The organism is Vreelandella malpeensis (assembly GCF_020622355.1).
In the GTDB taxonomy this organism is placed as follows: Bacteria; Pseudomonadota; Gammaproteobacteria; order Pseudomonadales; family Halomonadaceae; genus Vreelandella; species Vreelandella malpeensis.
The window spans coordinates 1,002,773-1,019,516 of sequence record NZ_WHVL01000001.1 but is presented as its reverse complement, the minus strand read 5'-3'; the positions used below and the strand labels follow the sequence as shown (position 1 = coordinate 1,019,516).

General features: G+C 64.0%; 22 protein-coding genes and 1 riboswitch. Of the genes, 11 read left to right on the top strand and 11 right to left on the bottom strand.

All coding sequences use genetic code 11. The annotated features are described in order from the left end of the window. Nucleotides 1-3 precede the first annotated feature (3 nt). From rplO to GEV37_RS04665, 9 genes are all read left to right on the top strand, one after another. A complete protein-coding gene (rplO, locus tag GEV37_RS04705; RefSeq protein WP_227389079.1) occupies nt 4-438 on the top strand; it encodes a 50S ribosomal protein L15 in 435 nt (144 codons plus the stop codon). Then, on the top strand, nt 439-1,770 hold the full coding sequence (secY, locus tag GEV37_RS04700) for a preprotein translocase subunit SecY (RefSeq protein WP_227389078.1): 1,332 nt from the start codon (nt 439-441) through the stop codon (nt 1,768-1,770). 61 nt (nt 1,771-1,831) lie between these two features. Next, entirely contained in the window at nt 1,832-1,945 is a 114-nt protein-coding gene (rpmJ, locus tag GEV37_RS04695) for a 50S ribosomal protein L36 (protein ID WP_081139244.1), read from the top strand. A 123-nt stretch (nt 1,946-2,068) separates the two neighbouring features. Next, entirely contained in the window at nt 2,069-2,425 is a 357-nt protein-coding gene (gene rpsM / locus GEV37_RS04690; protein ID WP_227389077.1) for a 30S ribosomal protein S13, read from the top strand. 52 nt (nt 2,426-2,477) lie between these two features. Continuing rightward, complete coding sequence (gene rpsK, locus GEV37_RS04685; protein ID WP_009099028.1) at nt 2,478-2,864, top strand: 30S ribosomal protein S11; 387 nt, start codon at nt 2,478-2,480, stop codon at nt 2,862-2,864. Nucleotides 2,865-2,876: 12 nt separating this feature from the next. Continuing rightward, entirely contained in the window at nt 2,877-3,497 is a 621-nt protein-coding gene (gene rpsD, locus GEV37_RS04680) for a 30S ribosomal protein S4 (RefSeq protein WP_227389076.1), read from the top strand. Between the two features lie 123 nt (nt 3,498-3,620). Beyond that, nucleotides 3,621-4,616, top strand: coding sequence for a DNA-directed RNA polymerase subunit alpha (locus GEV37_RS04675; protein WP_227389075.1), 996 nt, complete (start codon nt 3,621-3,623; stop codon nt 4,614-4,616). 39 nt (nt 4,617-4,655) lie between these two features. Then, nucleotides 4,656-5,042, top strand: coding sequence for a 50S ribosomal protein L17 (gene rplQ, locus GEV37_RS04670; RefSeq protein WP_227389074.1), 387 nt, complete (start codon nt 4,656-4,658; stop codon nt 5,040-5,042). A 184-nt stretch (nt 5,043-5,226) separates the two neighbouring features. After that, a complete protein-coding gene (locus tag GEV37_RS04665) occupies nt 5,227-6,612 on the top strand; it encodes a serine hydrolase (RefSeq protein WP_386111206.1) in 1,386 nt (461 codons plus the stop codon). Nucleotides 6,613-6,704: 92 nt separating this feature from the next. Here GEV37_RS04665 and GEV37_RS04660 read toward each other — a convergent pair whose 3' ends face one another. From GEV37_RS04660 to GEV37_RS04640, 5 genes are all read right to left on the bottom strand, one after another. Continuing rightward, a complete protein-coding gene (locus GEV37_RS04660; protein WP_227389072.1) occupies nt 6,705-7,442 on the bottom strand; it encodes a DODA-type extradiol aromatic ring-opening family dioxygenase in 738 nt (245 codons plus the stop codon). 267 nt (nt 7,443-7,709) lie between these two features. After that, nucleotides 7,710-8,636: a LysR family transcriptional regulator gene (locus GEV37_RS04655; RefSeq protein ID WP_227389071.1), complete on the bottom strand. Its 927-nt coding sequence runs from the start codon at nt 8,634-8,636 to the stop codon at nt 7,710-7,712. Continuing rightward, complete coding sequence (gene thiE / locus GEV37_RS04650; RefSeq protein ID WP_227389070.1) at nt 8,633-9,244, bottom strand: thiamine phosphate synthase; 612 nt, start codon at nt 9,242-9,244, stop codon at nt 8,633-8,635. The genes GEV37_RS04655 and thiE overlap by 4 nt, the downstream gene beginning before the upstream one ends. After that, nucleotides 9,241-10,083 carry a hydroxyethylthiazole kinase gene (gene thiM / locus GEV37_RS04645; protein ID WP_227389069.1) on the bottom strand — a complete coding sequence of 281 codons (843 nt, stop codon included), beginning with the start codon at nt 10,081-10,083 and terminating at the stop codon, nt 9,241-9,243. Before thiM ends, thiE begins: the two co-directional genes overlap by 4 nt. 25 nt (nt 10,084-10,108) lie before the next feature. Further along, nucleotides 10,109-10,199, bottom strand: a riboswitch (TPP riboswitch). A 42-nt stretch (nt 10,200-10,241) separates the two neighbouring features. After that, complete coding sequence (locus tag GEV37_RS04640; RefSeq protein ID WP_227389068.1) at nt 10,242-10,616, bottom strand: DUF2237 family protein; 375 nt, start codon at nt 10,614-10,616, stop codon at nt 10,242-10,244. A 161-nt stretch (nt 10,617-10,777) separates the two neighbouring features. Between GEV37_RS04640 and gloA the strand changes: the two genes are divergently transcribed. Beyond that, nucleotides 10,778-11,311 carry a lactoylglutathione lyase gene (gene gloA / locus GEV37_RS04635; protein WP_227389067.1) on the top strand — a complete coding sequence of 178 codons (534 nt, stop codon included), beginning with the start codon at nt 10,778-10,780 and terminating at the stop codon, nt 11,309-11,311. Between the two features lies 1 nt (nt 11,312). Beyond that, nucleotides 11,313-11,681, top strand: coding sequence for a DUF6164 family protein (locus GEV37_RS04630; RefSeq protein ID WP_227389066.1), 369 nt, complete (start codon nt 11,313-11,315; stop codon nt 11,679-11,681). Between the two features lie 7 nt (nt 11,682-11,688). On the opposite strand, the gene GEV37_RS04625 is transcribed toward GEV37_RS04630, so the two are convergent. The 6 genes from GEV37_RS04625 to GEV37_RS04600 form a co-directional block, all read right to left on the bottom strand. Beyond that, nucleotides 11,689-12,354 (bottom strand): cupin domain-containing protein, encoded by a 666-nt coding sequence (locus tag GEV37_RS04625; RefSeq protein WP_227389065.1) that lies wholly within the window; start codon nt 12,352-12,354, stop codon nt 11,689-11,691. Between the two features lie 89 nt (nt 12,355-12,443). Further along, nucleotides 12,444-13,598: a class C beta-lactamase gene (gene ampC, locus GEV37_RS04620; RefSeq protein ID WP_227389064.1), complete on the bottom strand. Its 1,155-nt coding sequence runs from the start codon at nt 13,596-13,598 to the stop codon at nt 12,444-12,446. A gap of 130 nt (nt 13,599-13,728) precedes the next feature. Then, nucleotides 13,729-14,817, bottom strand: coding sequence for a metal ABC transporter substrate-binding protein (locus GEV37_RS04615; RefSeq protein WP_227389063.1), 1,089 nt, complete (start codon nt 14,815-14,817; stop codon nt 13,729-13,731). Nucleotides 14,818-14,819: 2 nt separating this feature from the next. Then, nucleotides 14,820-15,761: a metal ABC transporter permease gene (locus tag GEV37_RS04610; RefSeq protein ID WP_227389062.1), complete on the bottom strand. Its 942-nt coding sequence runs from the start codon at nt 15,759-15,761 to the stop codon at nt 14,820-14,822. Next, on the bottom strand, nt 15,745-16,482 hold the full coding sequence (locus tag GEV37_RS04605) for a metal ABC transporter ATP-binding protein (RefSeq protein ID WP_227389061.1): 738 nt from the start codon (nt 16,480-16,482) through the stop codon (nt 15,745-15,747). Before GEV37_RS04605 ends, GEV37_RS04610 begins: the two co-directional genes overlap by 17 nt. Beyond that, the gene (locus GEV37_RS04600; protein ID WP_227389060.1) at nt 16,482-16,628 is read right to left on the bottom strand and encodes a hypothetical protein; all 147 of its coding nucleotides are present in this window, start codon (nt 16,626-16,628) and stop codon (nt 16,482-16,484) included. Before GEV37_RS04600 ends, GEV37_RS04605 begins: the two co-directional genes overlap by 1 nt. Nucleotides 16,629-16,744: the final 116 nt, after the last annotated feature.

Genomic DNA, 16,744 nt, shown 5'->3' with positions numbered 1-16,744 from the left:
TCCATGAAACTCAATACCTTAAGCCCGGCTCCGGGTGCAAAACACGCCGAGAAGCGTGTGGGTCGTGGTATCGGTTCCGGTCTGGGCAAGACCGGTGGCCGTGGCCACAAGGGTCAGAAGTCTCGCAGTGGCGGCAGCGTCAAGCCTGGTTTCGAAGGCGGTCAGATGCCGCTGCAGCGTCGTCTGCCGAAATTCGGCTTCACGTCGGCCAAGTCACTGGTCTCTGAAGAAGTACGCCTGGCCGAGCTTGCCAAGGTCGCCGGTGACGAAGTCACCCTCGAGACCCTGAAGCAAGCCAACGTGCTGAAGGACTCTACGCAATTCGCGAAGATCATCCTGTCCGGCGAACTGAACAAGGCGGTTACCGTTCGCGGTCTCAAGGTCACCAAAGGTGCCCGTGACGCGATCGCAGCCGCTGGCGGCAAGGTAGAGGACTAAATGGCGAAGTCAGGAAACATGCCGGCGACGGGCAGCGGTCTGAGTGAACTGTGGGCGCGTCTGCGCTTCGTGCTCCTCGCCATCGTGGTGTACCGAATCGGTGCCCACATTCCCGTACCCGGTATCAATCCTGACCAGCTTGCTGCCTTGTTTCGGGAGCAGCAGGGCACCATCCTGGGCATGTTCAACATGTTCTCGGGTGGTGCGCTGGAGCGCATGAGTGTTCTCGCCCTGGGGATCATGCCCTATATCTCGGCGTCGATCATCATGCAGCTCATGACTGCGGTCTCTCCTCATCTTGAACAGCTCAAGAAAGAGGGCGAGGCCGGCCGCCGAAAGATCAGCCAGTACACCCGCTACGGCACGGTGATACTGGCGCTTGTCCAGGCCACCGGCATGTCCGTGGGTCTGGCGAGCCAAGGCATCGCTTACAGCGCTGACTTCAGCTTCTACTTCACCGCCGTGGTGACGTTCGTTTCCGGCGCGGTGTTTATGATGTGGCTAGGTGAGCAGATCACCGAGAAAGGCATCGGCAACGGTATTTCGCTGCTGATCTTTGCCGGTATCGTCGCCGGGCTACCCAGCGCCGTGGGTCAGGCTTTCGAGCTTGCCCGCAACGAAGGGGCCTGGAATGTTCTTCCGCTGTTAGCGCTGTCGGTACTCGGCATCGCCACCGTGGCGTTCGTGGTGTTCATCGAGCGCGGCCAGCGCCGCCTCAAGGTGAACTATCCGCGTCGCCAGGTCGGCAACAAGATGTATGCAGGCCAGAGCAGCTATCTCCCCTTGAAGGTGAACATGGCCGGTGTCATTCCGGCGATCTTCGCCTCCAGCATCCTGCTCTTTCCGGCGTCGATCGGTCAGTGGGTGGGTGCCGGTGAAGGGATGGAGTGGCTGCAGCGTGCATCGCAAGCGCTTGGCCCCGGCCAGCCGCTCTACATCTTGCTTTTCGCGGCGGCAGTGGTATTCTTCTGCTTCTTTTACACAGCGCTGGTCTTCAATCCCAAGGATGTGGCTGACAATCTGAAAAAGTCAGGCGCCTTCCTGCCGGGCATTCGCCCCGGCGAGCAGACCGCTCGCTATATCGACAAGGTGATGACTCGTCTGACCTTGTTCGGTGCCTTGTATATCACTGCGGTTTCCCTGATGCCCCAGTTCCTCATCGTTGCCTGGAACGTGCCGTTCTTCTTTGGCGGTACGTCGCTTCTGATCGTGGTAGTGGTCATCATGGACTTCATGGCTCAGGTGCAGTCGCATCTCATGTCGCATCAATATGACTCGGTGATGAAGAAGTCCAACCTGAAAGGCTACGGTAGCGGCGGCATTATGCGCTAAGCGCTGCCTCCGGGGGTCTCGGCCCCCGGACGTGCCGAGAGCCGTTTTTGGAGAAAGAACGATGAAAGTTCGAGCTTCCGTGAAGAAGATGTGCCGTAACTGCAAGATCATTCGTCGCAACGGCGCCGTTCGCGTCATCTGCGTCGAGCCGCGGCACAAGCAGCGTCAGGGCTAAGCACCTCGCTGCAATCAAGCGGGCGCCGGCATACCCCTTGCCTTCGGGCAGCCAAAGGGGTATGCTGTTGCGCCTTTTAAAGATGAACAAACGAGCAAGCCGCTCAAATTTCGGAGTAAGCTGATGGCCCGTATTGCAGGCGTCAATATCCCGGACAACAAGCATGCGGCGATCTCGCTGACCTATATCTTCGGGATCGGCCGTACCCGCGCTGCGCACATCTGTGCCGCCGCCGGCGTCGAGCCGACTGCCAAGATCCAGGACCTGTCTGCTGAAGAAGTCGACACCCTGCGTTCTGAAGTTGGCAAGTACACCGTAGAAGGCGACCTTCGTCGTGATGTCACGCTTAACATCAAGCGTCTCATGGACCTGGGCTGCTACCGTGGTCTGCGTCATCGTCGTAGTCTTCCGCTGCGTGGTCAGCGGACCAAGACTAATGCGCGTACCCGTAAGGGCCCGCGTAAGCCGATCCGCAAATAACACGCAGGCTCTCGTATAGAGAGCTGGCGTTAAGACAGGAATAGACATCAACATGGCTAACCCGCGTAGTAACCGTAAAAAGGTTAAAAAGCAGGTAGTGGACGCCGTTGCGCACATCCATGCCTCTTTTAACAACACGATCGTGACGATCACAGACCGCCAGGGCAACGCGCTTTCTTGGGCGACTGCCGGTGGTTCGGGTTTTCGTGGTTCTCGCAAGAGCACCCCGTTCGCAGCTCAAGTGGCGAGTGAACGTGCAGCGACTGCTGCAGCCGAATATGGTGTGAAAAACGTAGACGTGCTGGTCAAGGGCCCCGGTCCCGGCCGTGAATCCGCCGTGCGTGCACTCAACGCCGCCGGCTTCCGCGTGCAAAGCATCGTAGACGCGACGCCCATTCCCCATAATGGCTGCCGTCCGCCTAAGAAACGCCGCGTTTAAGGAGACAGATTCATGGCTCGTTATATTGGACCGAAGTGCAAACTGTCTCGTCGCGAGGGTACCGACCTCTTTTTGAAGAGCGGTGTGACCCCCTTCGAGAAAAAGTGTAAATCCGAGCAGATCCCGGGTGTACACGGCCAGCGTCGTCAGCGTCTTTCCGACTACGGCTTGCAGCTTCGCGAGAAGCAAAAGGTACGTCGCATCTACGGCGTACTCGAAAAGCAGTTCCGCAACTACTACAAGGAAGCCGCTCGCCTGAAAGGCGCGACCGGTGAAGTCCTTCTGCAGTTGCTCGAATCCCGACTGGACAACGTCGTCTACCGGATGGGCTTCGGCTCGACGCGCTCCGAAGCGCGTCAGCTGGTCAGCCACAAGGCGATCTCCGTCAACGGTAAAACCGTCAACGTACCTTCCTTCAAGGTTCGTCCGGGCGACGTGATTGCCGTTCGTGAAAAGGCGAAGAATCAGGCACGTATCCAGAACGCGTTGACCATCTCGGCCAACCGTGGTGACGTTGCTTGGATCGACATCGACGCCAAGAAGATGGAAGGCACTTTCAAGGCTCTGCCTGAACGCGGTGACCTGACTGCCGACATCAACGAAAACCTGATCGTCGAGCTGTACTCCAAGTAAGCGAGTTGCCTGGCAACTCTGCTTCTTGAAGCCTGGGCGGGGCGTTTCGCGCCTCGCCCGGGTGCTCATGAGTACACGCTCTAGAGTACTCAGTATCCGTTTGGCAGCCTGAAAGGTGTTCATATGCAGCGTTCAGTGACAGAGTTTCTTCGCCCGCGCGATATCAAGGTCGAAGAAATCAGCGCACATCATGCCAAGATCGTCCTCGAACCGTTCGAGCGCGGTTTTGGTCACACCCTGGGGAATGCTCTGCGTCGCATTCTGCTTTCGTCCATGCCCGGCGCCGCCGTGGTCGAGGCCGAAATCAGCGGAGTCGAGCACGAGTACAGTGCCCTCGAAGGGGTGCAGGAAGATGTCATCGAGATCCTCCTGAACTTGAAAGATGTCGCGATCAAGATGCACAGCCGCGATGAGGCGGTGCTCTCGCTGAACAAGCAGGGCCCGGCCGTTGTCACCGCTGGTGACATTGCGCTTGATCATAGCGTCGAAATCGTCAACCCGGACCACGTCATTGCACACGTCAATGAAGGGGCCGAGCTGAAGATTCAGCTGAAAGTGGCGCTGGGTCGTGGTTACGAACCGGCTGACGCTCGTGGCTCTGACGAAGAGACCCGCGCGATCGGTCGCCTGCAGCTGGATGCCACCTTCAGCCCTGTTCGCCGTGTTTCCTACTCGGTCGAAGCCGCGCGTGTCGAGCAGCGTACCGACCTCGACAAGCTGATCATCGACCTGGAAACCGACGGTACTCTGGATCCGGAAGAGGCTATCCGCCGCAGTGCGACCATCCTGCAAGAGCAGCTGGCCGCCTTCGTCGACCTGGAAGCTGATAAAGAGCAGGAAGTCGAAGAGGAAGAGGATCACATCGATCCGATCCTGTTGCGCCCCGTAGACGATCTCGAGTTGACCGTACGCAGCGCGAACTGCCTGAAAGCCGAGAATATCTATTACATCGGTGATTTGATCCAGCGCACGGAAGTGGAGCTGCTCAAAACCCCGAACCTCGGCAAGAAGTCCCTGAACGAAATCAAGGACGTTCTGGCAGCGCGCGGTCTTTCCCTCGGCATGCGGCTGGAAAATTGGCCACCCGCGAGCCTGAAGGACGACAAGGCCTCCGCGTAAGCGTCGTCTCGAGTCCCAGTTTGGTAAGGAATCACAACCATGCGTCATCGTAAGAGTGGTCGTCATCTGAATCGTACCAGCTCGCACCGTCAGGCGATGTTCAAGAACATGTCTGTCTCGCTGGTCGAGCACGAAGTCATCAAGACAACCCTGCCCAAGGCCAAGGAACTGCGTCGCGTCATCGAGCCGCTGATCACCCTGGCCAAGCAGGATAGCGTCGCCAACCGCCGTCTGGCGTTTGCGCGCACGCGCTCCAAGGAAGCTGTTGGCAAGCTCTTCAACGAGCTGGGCCCGCGTTACTCCGAGCGTCCGGGTGGCTACATCCGTATTCTCAAGTGCGGTTTCCGTCCCGGCGACAACGCCCCCATGGCGTACGTCGAGCTGGTCGACCGTCCGGTTGCCGATCAAGCGGCCTCCGACGAGTAAGCGGCTTCGCAGCACAATGAAAACCGACCCTCCGGGGTCGGTTTTTTTATGCCCCCACTTCTATCGCTGCGGCATTGCCTCGTAGAATACGTGGTCGAGGCACGTCGACGTGCTAACCTGAGCGTTTGGGGCGAGGGCGGGCGTCAAGGCCGCAGGATCAATCGAGTCAAGCAAGGGGCGAATGATGGCAACGAGGGGAGTAGGGGCAGTCACCGCCGCGCGGTGGTGGCTCGTGTGGACGCTGGTGCTGGCGTGCCTGGTGTTCGCCACTACGGCGCAGGCGAACAACCCCCGCTACGCGGGGATCGTGGTGGATCTCGAGAATGGCGAGGTGCTCTATTCGGAGAACGCCGATCTACAGCGCTACCCCGCATCGCTCACCAAGATGATGACGCTGTACCTGGCCTTCGAGGCGCTCGGCCAGGGCCAGCTGAGCCTCAACCAGCCGCTGGCCGTCTCCGCCCAGGCCTCTGCCATGCCGGCCACCAAGCTGTGGCTCTCCGCCGGTAGCACGATCCCGCTGGACACCGCCATCCGCGCGCTGGTTGTGCGCTCGGCCAACGATGTCGCCGTGGTGGTGGCCGAGGCGCTCGGCGGCAGCGAGTCGCGCTTTGCCAGCATGATGACCGCCAAGGCCCGCGAGCTCGGCATGAACAGCACCACCTTTCGCAACGCCTCCGGCCTTCCGGACGATGGCCAGACGACCACCGCCCGCGACATGCTGATCCTCGCCACCCGGGTCATGCAGGACTTCCCGCAGTACTACCACTATTTCGGCCTGCAGGAGTTCAGCTACAACGGTACCCGCCACACCAGCCACAACCGCCTGGTGCGTGACTATCCCGGCGCCGATGGCCTCAAGACCGGCTTCATTCGCGCCTCCGGGTTCAACGTGGCGACTACCGCGGTCCACGATGGCCGGCGGATGATGGCCGTGGTGATGGGGGGCTTCAGCTCCTCCTCCCGCGATGCTCACATGGCAGACCTGCTTGATCGCAGCTTCGCTCGGGCGCGTCTGCGCGACAACACCAGCTGGATGGCCGATACCAACTTTTCCCGTGAGTTCATGGCCTTCGACGGCCCGTCGCGGCCGCTGACCTCGCCGCCGCCCAGCACGCCGCTGTCACCGATTCTCGCCAATGTCGACACCTCCACGCTCTCTCCGGCGGCCACCCGGCCCGCGACCCCGAGCGTGGCCCAGGCGGTGGCGTCCACGGCTGCATCTTCATCCGCTACGGCAGCGCACGATCCGCTTCAAGAACTGATCAATCAACAGACCCAGGCTACCCAGGCCCCGACTCCCATCGCGCCCTCTACCTATACCGGCGGCGACTGGGGCATCCAGGTGGGCGCCTTCAGCCAGGCAAGCCATGCCGAGCAGCTCGCCCGTCAGGCGGCCAACCGGCTGCCCAATGGGGTGGGGGGACGCGTCACGGTGGACCAGCTCGGCGGCCAGACGCCGGTGTTCCGCGCCCGCGTGGTGGCCCTCGACGAAGCGCGTGCCATCCAGGCCTGCCAGACTCTGCACGCCCAAGGCATGGATTGCATGGTGGTCAACGCAAGCCTCTAGTCTCGCGCGAAGCCCTCAGCGCCGGAGCCTCACTGATACGCTATCAGCGAGGCTCCGGCGTTTTTCATGCCACTCAAACCTCAGCGCTCTCGTTAGGCGAACGCGTAGACATCCATTGCCAGCACGCCATGTTCGCAGCTGTGATGAAGCTTGTGGCCCTCCCCTCCGGCGCCCATAGCCACCAGCAGCGGCTGGAAATGTTCTGGCGTGGGGTGATTGCGACTCGCTTGAGGCGCTTTTTCCCACTCGATCAGCGCCTGACGGTCATCCTGTTCGACTCGATCGCTGACCCAGTCGGCGAACTCGCCGACCCAGCCGGGCATGCGGCTGCCCATCGGCATCGTCTCGTAGAGGTTGTGGGTCAGGCTGCCCGAGCCCACGATCAGAATGCCTTCGTCACGCAGCGGCGCGAGCTTCTCGCCGAAGGCCACCAGTTCTTCGTTGGACCAGCGAATAGGCAGCGATACCGACACGACCGGAACGTCCGCCTTGGGGAACATCAGCGACAGCGGCACCCAGGCGCCGTGGTCGAAGCCGCGCTCGACCAGATCGGCATCCAGCAGCGACGAAAGCCGCTTGGCAAGCGCAGGCTCCCCCGGGGCCGGGTAGCGGCACTCGAAGAGTTCACGCGGGAAGTTGCCGAAGTCGTGGATGGTGTCCGGCCAGGCGTCACTACTGACCTTGAGCTTCACGCTTTCCCAGTGGGCGGAAACGACCACCACTGCCTTCGGGGTGAGGGTCTGGCCGAGCTCGCGCAGAAAGCGGTGAGCGGACGTCGGGTTCAAGGCGAGCATGGGGGAGCCGTGGGAAATAAACAGACTGGGTAGCATGGTCGATCTTCTCGTGCGGCCCCCGGCGTACCGGGGGCGTAATGGTATCAGTGAGTGCGGCCGGTCAGGCGGAAGCTGCCGCCACCGAGGCCAGCCTGTACCAGCAGTGCCATGGCCCAGAACACCGGGAACTCCCAGTCGCCGCCCTGGTTGGAGAACACGGGGTGTGAGTGCTGTTCATCAGGTTTCTCCAGTGGGCGGTCAGGGGTGGCCGATGGAGATACTTTATGTCAGCGAGAAATGAAGATAATCTGCGATTTCGTCACTTCACTGTTGCGCCATACGCGACAATCCCATGGCCTCCTCCCAGCATGGCGGCTCGCCCCAGGTCGCGCGCAGCAGCTCGATGAACCCCTCTACCTTCGCCGGCAGGTAGCGCCGGGCGATATAGAGCGCGTTGATATCCAGCATCGTCGGCGGCTGGTCGAGAAGGATTGGCACCAGCCGGCCCGCCAGGATGCTCTCGGTAACCAGAAAGCTCGGCTGCTGAGCGATGCCCAGCCCCGCCTCCGCCATGTGGGTCAGCACGTCGCCGTTGTTGCTCTCCAGCGGCCCCCGGGGTATCACGCTGGTACCGTCGCCCAGCATCCATTCGCCGCTGGTCTGGCCGCTGCGATAGCGCAGACAGCGGTGGTCGGCCAAAGCCTTCGCGGTGGCGGGAGTGCCGTAACGCTTAAGATAATCGGGCGAGGCGCAAAACAGCATGCGACAGCGGGTGATGCGCCGCGCCACCAGAGTGGAGTCGGCCAGCTGGCCGATGCGAATCGCCACGTCGTACCCCTCCTCGACGAGATCCACCCGGCGGTCGTTGAGATCCAGGCGCACCTGGAGCTTCGGGTGCTCGACCATGAAGCGGGCCACCAGCGGCGCCAGGTAGCGCACGCCGAAGCTCATCGGCGCGTTGATGCGCATGTCGCCCTGAATCTGCTGGGTGGTGCTGCTGACGTCGCTTGCCGCCTCGTCCAGGGCGGCCAGGATGGCCTGGGCGTGGGCCAGGTAGCGCTCGCCTTCGGTGGTCAGGTGGATACGCCGCGTGGTGCGCTGCAAAAGGCGCACGCCGAGGGTTTCCTCCAGTGCCATCACCTGACGCGACAGGCGCGTGCGCGAGATGTCCAGCGCCTCGGCGGCGCGGGTATAGCTGCCAAGCTCCGCCACCTTGACGAAGGCGGCGATATGCTCGATCTGGTGCTTCACCGCCGAAATGCCTGCGCGGCGCGGCGCGGGTCCGGCGTGCCGCAGATGGCGGAAATCACCGCCAGGCCCTGGGCGCCCGCCGCGAACACCTGATCGACGTGCTCGGCCTTGAGTCCGCCGATGGCCACGCTTGGCAGTCGGCTCGCCCCGGCCAGCGCTGCCAGGCCGGCAAAGCCTAAGGGAGCGGCGTGGTCCTGCTTGCTGGGCGTGGCGAACACCGGACCCAACCCCACGTAGTCCAGCGCCTCCATCGGGGCGGTGTCGAGCTCCTGGCGGGTATTGATGGAGAGCCCCAGGATCGCGTGCGCACCGAGCGCCTGGCGAGCCTGCAGCACGGCGGCATCGCTCTGGCCTACATGCAAGCCGTCGGCGCCACTTTCGAGCGCCACCTCCAGGCGGTCGTTGATGATCAAGGGCACGCCGCTGCCGGCGAGCACCGCCTTCAGGCGCCGGGCCTGGTGGATCAGCGTGGCATCGTCGGCGTGCTTGTCGCGCAGCTGGACGACGGTCACCCCGCCGGCCACCGCGTCCTCGACGGTTCTCTCGAGGCCATAGTTGCGGCACAGCCCGGCATCGGTGACCAGGTAAAGCGATAGGTCCAGCGTCATGGGTGCTCTCCTGCGTCGCTGCTCGCAGCGCCTGACGGCACGACGTCTTCCCAGCGAGCCTGGTTCGACAGCGTTTCGGGCGTCAATTGATAGAGCGCGTCGAGCAGCTCGACCTGGAAGCTGCCCGGTCCCTGGGCGCGCTTACCCGCGTTACGGCCCGCCAGCGCGAAGCTCGCAAGGGCCGCCACCGTCGCCTCGAATCGATCGTCGGGCGAGGCCGCGACGAACGCGGCGACAATGGCGCTCAAGCCGCAGCCGAGCGTGGTCACGCGCGGCATCAGGGGGTGTCCGCCGCTGACCCGGGCGTGTCGGGTGCCGTCGGTGACGAAGTCGCGCTCGCCGGTCATCGCCACCACGCAGCCCTGCTTTCGGGCCAGGGTCACGGCGGCGTATTCGGCGTTCTGCGCGGCGGGGTCGGTGTCCACGCCGCGCCCCTTGCTCTCGAGCCCGGCCAGCGCCAGCACTTCCGAAGCATTGGCGCGGATCACCCAGGGCTTGCGGGCGAGCAGCGCCTCGCACAGCGTCTGACGGTAGCGCGTGGCGCCGACAGCCACCGGGTCCAGCACCCAAGGTGTGGATTGCGTACCGGCTACCTCGGCGCAAGCCAGCATGGCCTCGGCCCAGGGTGGCGAGATCGTGCCGATGTTGATCGACAGTGCCTGGGCTAGCTCGGTGAAGGCCGGCGCCTCTTCCTGTGCATGGAGCATGGCGGGCGAGGCGCCGATGGCGAGCATCAGGTTGGCGGTGGAGTTCATGGCGACGAAGTTGGTCATGCAGTGAACGAGCGGAGTCTGATCTCTCAGCGCGTCCAGGTAGCGGCCCAGGGCGGGGTGGTTCATAGCATCCTCCCGGCGGGGAGGTGGTGGTGGGCGTACCACGACTCCCTACGCCGGCATTATCCGGTTCAGGTTCCAAGGGTGCGTCTCAGCCCGAAGGGGCGCCCCTGTCGTGGTGCTACTATCCGGGTCCTGGCGCGGCTTGTAAAGCCGCCGCAATGTCAGTGCACCGCGTCCATGGCGTGCTGACGCAGCGTGGTCATCGGCACGATGTCCAGCGTCTTCTCGTTGGTGCCGGAAAGGATGACCGGCGGGGCCAGGCCCACCTCGGCGGCCTCCAGCCAGCGCTTGGCGCACAGGCACCAGCGGTCGCCCGGGGCAAGGCCCGGAAAGCCGAATTCCGGGCGCGGCGTGGTCAGGTCGTTGCCCTGGGCCTGGGAAAACGCCAGAAACTCCTCGGTGACGATGGCGCATACCGAGTGCACGCCCACATCGTCCGGGCCCACGCGGCAGAAACCGTCGCGGTAGAAGCCGGCCTTGGGGCTATGGCAGCAAGGCGTCAGGGGTTCGCCTAGAACGTTACGGTCGCGAGACATGGTGCCTCCGTGGCGGGACTGGAATTAGCCAGTCCCTGCCCTCATTGTCATGGAAGTGGATGTGCGTGGCGCGAAATAGCACGTCACTTGCATCGATTAGTGTACATACTTGTACACGGTATCGGTTTCGTCAAAGTATCACGGCCCATCAGGAGCATTTAATGAGTTTCAACGGCGAACAGCATCCCGGCGTCGTCCCCGCGCCGGGCAATACCCAGGGATTTCGCTTGAACCACACCATGCTGCGGGCAAAGGATCCCGAGGTAGCCCTTGCGTTCTACTCCAGGGTGTTCGGCATGCGCGTGCTGAGAAAGCTGGATTTCGAGGAGATGCAGTTCTCGCTCTACTTCCTCGCCAACGTCGAGCAGGGCGAGGCGATTCCCGAGGATACCCGCGAGCGCACCGCCTGGACCTTCGGGCAGAAAGGGCTTCTCGAGCTGACCCACAACTGGGGCACCGAGCAGCAGGCGGATTTCGCCTACCACGACGGCAACGCCGAGCCCCAGGGCTTCGGGCATATCTGCTTCAGCGTGCCGGATCTCGCTGCCGCCCAGGCCTGGTTCGACGTGTGTAACGTCACCTTCGTCAAGCGCGCCGAGCAGGGCAAGATGAAGGACGTGATCTTCGTGAAGGACCCGGACGGCTACTGGATCGAGGTCATCCAGGCCGACCTGATGGCCGGGATGGGCGACTAACGTGGCGCATCTGCTGTTCCGGCTGCGCCACGTGACCGATGAGGAGGCTCAGGAGGTCCGCGCGCTCCTTTTCGAACGCGGCTTCGACGTCTATGAAACCCAGGCGGGCTTTTTCCGCCTGGGGGTGGATGCGATCTGGCTGCGCCGCGACGACCAGCGCGACGCTGCCGAGGGCGCCCTCGATGCCTACCAGAAGGAGCGCCAGGCGGATCAGCGTCGCGCCTTCGAGCAGGCCCGGGCGCGCGGCGAGAACCCGACGCTGTGGCGGCGTTTCATGGCCCACCCCGTGCAGGTAGCGCTGACGCTGGCGGCGGTACTGGTGATCGTGCTGCTGACGCTGGCGCCGTTTGTCGGCCTGCACGCGCCGTGACGACCCGTCAGGCCGCCGAGAGATGGCCGCGCTTGAGGTAGAGGGTGACGCCTTCGCTACCCGCCGCGAGGGCGGGCTGCGCCCCGAACGGGTAGCGACACCAGCTGCCCGCTGGATACGCGGTATCACCTTCCATGAGGGTGCCTTCGAGCACCAGAAGCTCCAGCCCCTTGCTCGATGACGGGTCGTCGACCGTTACTCCGGTGTCCCATCGTTCGATACTCACCCGTTCCTGGCCGTGGGCGTGCAGTGCCTTGTAACGAATGCCCTGGCGGCGGTCGGGCTGCCAGGGCAGCCGGTGGGCGGGCAGGGCGACGTGGCGGATATCGCTATGCTCGAACTGGTGGAGTTTGACCAGAATCAGCGCCCCCTCCTCACCGATACAAGGCGCGTGCGCCGTGCCGATGGGGTTTCTCAGGTAGCTGCCCGCCGGGTAGCGGCCGTGCTCGTCGCCGAACACGCCCTCCAGCACCAGAATCTCCTCGCCGCCGCCGTGGGTGTGCGCCTCGAAGCGACTGTTCGGCGCGTAGCGCACCAGGCTCGTGGCGCGCGCCACCTCGTCACCGATCCGGTCCAGCATCATGCGCTCGACCCCGGCGCTGGGCGAGGCGACCCACTGGTACGCCTTGGGCGTCACGCAGGCAAACCGTGAAAAATCGGCATTCAGTCGCATGGGAGGCAAGCTCGTCGTCACTGGGCAGGAGGGCCAGTCTCACCATCCGCGCGCCAAAAAGCAACGACGACGCAGGCGCTGGCCCGTCATCAGTCGGCGCGCAAGCGCTCGACGAGCCGGTAGGCGGCTTCGATGCGCGCCGCATTGGGGTAGTTGCGGTTGGCCAGCAGCACCACGCTGATACGCTCGCCCGGGGCGATGGCGACGTAGTTTCCGAAGCCGTTGGTGGCCCCGGTCTTGTGTAGCCACCCCGCCGTCGAAGGCGGTAGCGGCGGCGTCATCCGCTCGACCGCGTTGGGCTCGAGCACCACCTCCAGGGCACTGCCCGCCGTCAGCTGCTCCAGGGCGGCCGGCGCGGCGTAGCGCTCCCAGCCAAGCCCCTGGGCCATGTCACCGAGCGTGAAGTAGCCAGCCTGCGTCGTGTTCATCGCTGCCTGCAGGGAAGCCGTGGGCGCGCCAGCCCGATGCGCCTCCAGAAAGCGCAGCACGTCGCTGGCGGTCGCCTTCAGCCCATAGGCCTGAGCGTCCAGCAGCCCGGGGTTGACGCGAAGCGGCGCGTCGCTCGCTGAATAGCCGTAGGCGTAGTGTTCGCGCTCGTCGGCGGGCACGTCGAAGAAACTGTGTGTGATCTCCAGCGGGGCGAACACGTGCTCGGTCATCGCCTCTTCAAACGGCTGCCCCAGGCGCTCGGCGGTGATATAACCCAGCAGTCCGAGGCTCGGGTTGGAGTAGAGCCTGTGGGTGCCCGGGGCGAAATCCGGCCTCCAGTCGCGAAAGTACTCGAGCATGGCCTGCTCGCCCTCGAGCGTCTCGGGAAACTGCAGCGGCAGGCCGCCTGCCGTATACGTAGCGAGCTCCAGCAGGCTAATGTCGTCGAAGGCGCTGCCGGCAAGCGCGGCCAGGTGGCGGCTTGCGGCATCGTCCAGGGCGAACACATCCTGGGTCTCGGCGTAGGCGGCCAGCGTCGCCGTGTAGAGCTTGCTGATCGATCCAAGTTCGAACAGGGTGCGTTCGTCCACTGCGCGGCTCGCCTCGATGTCGGCCAGGCCGTAGTAGAAGAGATGTTGCTCGCCGTCCACGCTCAGTCCCACCGCCATGCCGGGGATCCGGTGTTCGGCCATCAGCGGGCGAATGACGTCGTCGACCTGTGCCGCCAGGCGGTTGTCCGGTTCGGCATGGGCTAGCGTGGCCGGCAGCAGCGCAGCCGCTCCCAGCGCGAAGGCGGTGAATAGGTAGGCAGACATGAAAGGGCACCGTGTGATTGAAAAGGGCCAAATGGCCGGTGCCGAGAGTATGGCGCGTTAGCGGCGCGGCCACCAGCGCGAGCGGCCACGAAAAAGCGCCCGCGAAGGGCGCTTGAGAAGGGTGTACTACTCAGTGGCTATGCTCGTGCTCGTGGCTATGGTCATGATCGTGAGCATGGTCATGGCCGTGATCGTGGTCATGAGCCTGCTCGCCGTGGCCGGGGCGGCCCAGGGCGTCGTGCAGGAGCTCGGCGTTGTGGCGCATCATGCCGAGATAAGTGCTGGCCGAGCCGTCGCTCGACAGCGCGTCGGCATACAGCGTGCCGGCGACCGCAAGTCCGGTCTCTTCGGCGAGCTGGTCGATCACCGCCGAGTTGGTCATGTTCTCGTAGAACAGCGCCTGCACGCCCTCGGCGTTGATCAGGTCCACCAGGGCCGCCATGCTGGCGCCGCTGGGCTCCACTTCGCTGGAGAGCCCGGTGGGCGACAGAAAGCGCACGCCGTAGGCGTTGGCGAAGTAGCCGAAGGAGTCGTGCCCGGTGATCACGCTGGTCGAGGGCGGAATGTCACTGATCAGGGCGCGAATCTCGCCGTCGAGCTCGCCCATTTCCTCCAGGTAGCGCTCGGCGTTGGCGCGGTAGTCGTCGGCGTTCTCCTCGTCGGCATCGATCAGGCCGTCGCGGATGTTGGCGATGTAGGTGCGCGCCTGGTCCATGTCCTGCCAGGCGTGAGGGTCGAACTCGCCGTGCTCATGATCGTGGGCATGGCCGTGATCGTGGTCGTGATCATGTGCGTGCTCATGCTCATGCTCATGCTCATGCTCATGCTCGTGCTCGTGCTCGTGCTCGTGAGAGTGGCCGTGATCGTGCGGGTGGTAGTCGAGCTTGTCGATGCCGTCGGTGGCGACGACCAGCTCGCCCTGGTAGTCGCTGGCGTCGAGCAGGCGCTCCATCCACCCTTCGAGCAGCAGGCCGTTGAAGACGACCAGATCCGCCTCGGCCAGGGCGCGGGCGTCACCGGGGCGAGGCGAGTAGACGTGGGTGTCGCCGTCGGGGCCGACCAGCGAGGTCACCTCGACGTGCTCGCCGCCGACGTTCTCGACCATGTCCGCCAGAATCGAGAAGCTGGTGACGACCTGGACGCGATCGTCGGCGAGTGCGGCGGGAATGGCCAGCAGGGCGGAAATGCCCGCCACGAGTGGGGCAAAACGCAGTGACATGATTAACTCCTGTCCAGAGGGAGGTGATCCCGTGGGGTGTCATCCACGGGCACCGAGGGGTCGGGATGCGCATGCAGCGGCAGGGGCTTGCGCCGCAGCCTTGCCGTCAGGCTGTGGTAGCGCCCGAACAGCGCCGAGAAGAAGTACGCGCCGCCGGCCAGCAGGATGATGCTCGGCCCGGAAGGAATGTCCAGATGGTAGGAGAGCAAGAGCCCACCAACGCTTGCCAGCATCGCCAGCACCACGGCAATGCCCATCAAACCTTCCAAACGCCGGCTCCAGAAGCGCGCCGCGGTGGCGGGCAGCATCATCAGGCCTACCGCCATCAGCGTGCCCAGCGTCTGGAACCCGGCGGTGAGGTTGAGCACTAAAAGCGCCAGGAACACGCTGTGTACCCAGCCGTTGCGCTGGCTCTGGCCGCGCAGAAAGAGCGGGTCGAGACACTCGACCACCAGCGCGCGAAAGATCAACGCCATGGTCAGCACGATCAGCGTGCTGATGCCGGCGATCAAGAGAAGGGCAGTGGAGTTGACCGCCAGGATCGAGCCGAACAGCACGTGGGTCAGGTCCACGCTGCTGCCGCCGATCGAGATCAGCATCACCCCCGCCGCCAGCGACGTGATGAAGAAGCTCGCCATGGCGGCGTCCTCGCGCTGGCCGCCCATCTTCGACACCGCCCCGGCCATCAGCGCCATCAAGAGCCCGAACAGCACGCCGCCGATGCTCATGATCGGCAGCGAGAAACCGGCCAGCAGAAAACCCAGCGCCACGCCAGGCAGGATGGCGTGGGCCATGGCGTCGCCGATCAGGCTCATGCCGCGCAGCACCAGGAACACGCCCAAAGGCGGCGCGGCCAGCGACAGCGCCAGCCCTCCCACTGCCGCGCGGCGCATGAAACCGTAGTCGAACGGGGCGATGAACCAGGCGTTAAGCAGATCCCACATGGTGACCTCCCGAGGTGAAGGTCATGGGCTGGGTCGGCATGTGCGCGGGGTGCTCGAGGGCCTGCGGCGCCATCCACTCCCCGCGACCGCCGGCGAGCATCAGCACCTCGTCGGCCAGGCGCTTAAGGTGATCCATGTCGTGGAGCACCACGATGATCGTCATGCCGTTGTCGGCCATCTGACGCAGGATGCTCACCAGGATGTCCACCGTCTGGCTGTCGACGTTGGCAAACGGCTCGTCGAGCAGCAGCAGTTCGGCTTCCTGCATCAGCGTGCGGCCGATCAGCGCGCGCTGGCGCTGGCCGCCGGATAGCTCGCCCAGCGGGCGGTGGGCCAGGTGCGAAATGCCGAGCCGGCCCATGATGTCGCGCCCCTTGCGGTAGTGTGCCGCGCAGTAGCCCTTGAGCGCGCCGTGGCTTGGCCAGGTGCCGGTCATCACCAGCTCCTCGACGCTCATGGGAAAGGTCAGGTCGAGCGCCAGTTGCTGGGGCAGCCAAGCGCAGCGCTCGCGGGCGACCAGGCACTCCACCTTGCCGGACACCGGGCGCAGCTCGCCCATGATGGACTGGATCAAGGTGCTCTTGCCCGCGCCGTTGGCGCCGATCAGCGCGGTGATCGCCCCGGGCAGGAAATCGCCCTGGAGGTGTTCGAGTACCATGCGCCGCCCCTGGGCCAGGTGAAGATCGTGCAGTCGCAGGCGGCTCTCGTCGCGATGGTTCATCAAAGCCAACCGCCGGCCCACAGCACCAGGGCCCAGAGCATCAGCAGTGGCAGCGCGACCAGCAACAGCCGCTTGATGGCAGACAGCGACATCAATGAAAAGTGGCAGGGCCCTTCGCGGTTATGGCGATGTGTTTGGTGACTCACGATGACTCCTCTTGCCTGGCAAGTAGGTTATAACATAACAATATTCGCATAAAAATTGCCGGATATTCTACTCTCTTCGCTGCGCTTGACAATGCATGCGACACGATACCGCGATA